Annotated in this window: 1 protein-coding gene and 1 pseudogene; both read right to left on the minus strand. The window is 75.0% G+C overall.

Features of this window, described 5'->3' with window-relative positions:
- A partial coding sequence (locus GH736_RS23845; RefSeq protein WP_159607580.1) for an NAD(P)-binding domain-containing protein occupies nt 1-250 on the minus strand: 250 nt, incomplete at its 3' end.
- Nucleotides 251-379: 129 nt separating this feature from the next.
- Nucleotides 380-695 (minus strand): annotated as a pseudogene (locus GH736_RS23850) (alcohol dehydrogenase); the annotation flags it as partial.

A 695-nucleotide genomic window follows, 5' to 3' on the forward strand; every position in this document is an offset into this window, starting at 1 on the left:
TCGCCCAGACGCCGCCCTCGCCGCCGAGCACCTCGCGCACGTGCTCGCCGCGCGGCAGCGACGTGAACACCGCGTCGGCACCCGCCACGGCGTCGGCGATGGACGCGACGACCTGCACCCCACGGGCAGCGGCGGCCTCGCGGCAGGTAGCGTCGGGATCGACCCCGCGCACCTCGTGTCCGGCGGCGACGAGGTTGCCCGACATGGGGCCGCCCATGTGTCCCAACCCGATCCAGGCGATCGTCGCCATGTGCCCCTCCCGACCTCGTCGACGCGGAGTGCGCTCGATGCGGGCGAGCCGACCGGCTCCCGCGCCTCCCACGATACGTTCGCGCCACCCCCCGGGCAACGGATGCCGCAGGCGCCGGCGGCCGGCCGCTCAGAACCGGATGACCTGCCGGATCGCCGCGCCGGTGGCGAGCGTGTCCATCGCCTCGTTGACCTCGTCGAGTGCGATGTGCGACGAGATCAGCGCCTCGACGGGCAGGCGACCCCGCCGCCACAGCTCGGCGTACCCCGGGATGTCCCGCGACGGCACGGCCGACCCGAGGTAGCTGCCCACGATCGTGCGCGCCTCGGCGGTGACGGTGAGCGGCGAGAGCTCCACCCGCGCGGCCGGCGACGGCAGGCCGACGGTCACGGTGCGGCCGCCGGGTGCGGTGAGCGCGAACGCGGTGATGCCGTAGTAGAAGCAG

This window comes from Agromyces humi (assembly GCF_009720255.1).
Lineage (GTDB): Bacteria > Actinomycetota > Actinomycetes > Actinomycetales > Microbacteriaceae > Agromyces > Agromyces humi.